Below are 1,967 nucleotides of genomic sequence, written 5' to 3' on the forward strand. Positions count from 1 at the left end.
GATAACGCCGACCTCGATTTCCAGACCTTCGGTGAACGCGACCGGAACGGCGCGCAGGAGTTCGGGGCGGAGAATGCCGCCGGAGCGCAGGCGGAGGCTGAAACCGCAGAGACCGAAGAGATTGCCCGCGTCCATGTGCCCACGGCGGGCGCGACGCTGGACATAGTGACCTGAAAGGGACCCCGATGATCGACGCAAGCACCGCCAGCGGCCTTGCCGCTACCGCAAAGGCCAGCGGCGCCGCCGCTTCGACCGAAAAGCTGAAGGAAAGCTACGACAATTTCCTGACCCTGCTGACGGCCCAGATCTCCAACCAGGATCCGCTGAAACCTGTCGATTCCACCCAGTTCGTTTCACAGCTCGCGCAGTTGTCGCAGGTGGAGCAGGGGATCGCGATGAACAGCAACCTCGAGACGATCACCGAAACGCTGGCGACCGTCGGCGCGATGTCGGATCTGCAACTGATCGGGCGCGAGGTTCTGGTGCCGTCTTCGCAGGTGCGGATGACGCAGACGGATTTCCCGCTCAGCTATCAGCTGAACGCGGGGGCGGAGAAGGTGAACATGCGCATATTCTCTGCCGACGGGGCGCTGGTGCGTGAACTGACCGGCCTGCCCGCGCAGCCGGATGAGGTGATCCCGGTGGAGTGGGACCGGCGCGACCGCGTGGGCCTTGCCGTGCCGCCCGGCACCTTCCGGGTGGAGATCGAGGCGACCGATGGCGAAGGCGAGCCGGTAGGTGCGACCGTTCTGACGACGGCGGCGGTCGAGCGGGTGAATTTCACCGGCAAGGGCGCGGAGCTTCAACTGGCGAATGGTGAAACGGTTTCCTCTGCTGCGATACGCGCGGCACGCTGACCGGCCCGCGCGCGGGGGTCAGAGCCGCGCGATATCCCGTTTGAAGAGCGAGACGAACAGCACGTCTTCGATCCCCGGATATTCCGCCAGCAGTGATTGGCGCAGATCGCGCGACAGCGCGTCGCTGTCGATGGCCACCCCGCGCAGGGCAGGGCCTTCGGCGGTGCGCTGCATTTCTTCGAGTAGCGAATCGCGAATCCGCATCGCGGTCACGGCATCGCTGTATTCCGCGGCGATGACCGGATCGGTGATCTTGAGCGCGAAGTCCGCCACCACGTAGGATATGCTGCGCGCCTTTTCGACAGGCACGGTGACCTGACCCAGCATCACGATGGTCCGGTCCTCGCGCGGGTCCTGTACGGCGTCCTTTGCATCGCCGTAACCGTCGGCGTGCTTTTCCGCGCCGGGTTTGGCCTTGGCGGCTTCGCTATTTGTCGCGGTTTCACTGAGGGAAGGCGCCAGCACGGTGCCCGCGCCGTAGCCTGCGCCCGCAAAAACGAGCGGCAGTACCGTGAATGCGATTGCGACCTTTTTCATCATCGACCTTTCGTCAGGATTCCTCCTGTCCTAAAGGTCGATTGTGTCCATCATTGTCTGAGAATGTGGCACGGCCAAGGTTCAGTAAGGCAGAACTACGTCAAGAGCGTCCTCGCCATAGCTGCGTTCCTGCTGCCGCGACAGTGTTCCACGCCCGCCATAGGCGATGCGGGCCTCGGCGATCTTGTCGTAGGAGATGGTGTTGTCGTTGCGGATGTCGGCAGGGCGGACGATGCCGGCCATGCGCAGTTCGCGCAATTCGTGGTTCACCTTGATTTCCTGCCGTCCGGCGACAACCAGCGTGCCGTTGGGCAGCTTTTCGATCACCAGCGCGGCCACCTTCAGGTCGATCTGTTCGCCCCGGTTGATGGCGCCGGAACCGCTGGCTTCGGTCTGGGAGCTGATATCGACGATGTCGCCGCTCGGCAGATCCGCGCGGCTGATGCCGGGCAGGATCGCGGCGATCTTCGCGCCGTAGCCGAAGAAGGTCGGGAAGCCGATGGAGCTGCCGCCCTCGCGCTGGCGGTCGGTGGAATTGCGCAGCCGCGCCCGGTCGTCGATGGAGATGATGAC

General features: G+C 64.2%; 3 protein-coding genes. 1 reads left to right on the top strand and 2 read right to left on the bottom strand.

Translation table 11 applies throughout. The features are described 5' to 3' along the window. Positions 1-185: 185 nt before the first annotated feature. Entirely contained in the window at positions 186-857 is a 672-nt protein-coding gene (locus A3764_RS16585) for a flagellar hook assembly protein FlgD (protein WP_067923195.1), read from the top strand. 18 nt (positions 858-875) lie between these two features. On the opposite strand, the gene A3764_RS16590 is transcribed toward A3764_RS16585, so the two are convergent. After that, positions 876-1,394 (bottom strand): hypothetical protein, encoded by a 519-nt coding sequence (locus A3764_RS16590; protein ID WP_150120729.1) that lies wholly within the window; start codon positions 1,392-1,394, stop codon positions 876-878. Positions 1,395-1,475: 81 nt separating this feature from the next. After that, positions 1,476-1,967 (bottom strand): flagellar basal body L-ring protein FlgH (locus A3764_RS16595; protein ID WP_201722450.1); only part of this gene is annotated, 492 nt, incomplete at its 5' end.

Origin of the sequence: Sulfitobacter sp. HI0129 (assembly GCF_001635395.1) — a bacterium.
GTDB lineage: Bacteria > Pseudomonadota > Alphaproteobacteria > Rhodobacterales > Rhodobacteraceae > Sulfitobacter.

Bases quoted from the DNA above. Each gene is read 5' to 3' on its own strand.
- A3764_RS16585 (WP_067923195.1), top strand. From the start codon at position 186: ATGATCGACGCAAGCACCGCCAGCGGCCTTGCCGCTACCGCAAAGGCC.
- A3764_RS16590 (WP_150120729.1), bottom strand. From the start codon at position 1,394: ATGAAAAAGGTCGCAATCGCATTCACGGTACTGCCGCTCGTTTTTGCG.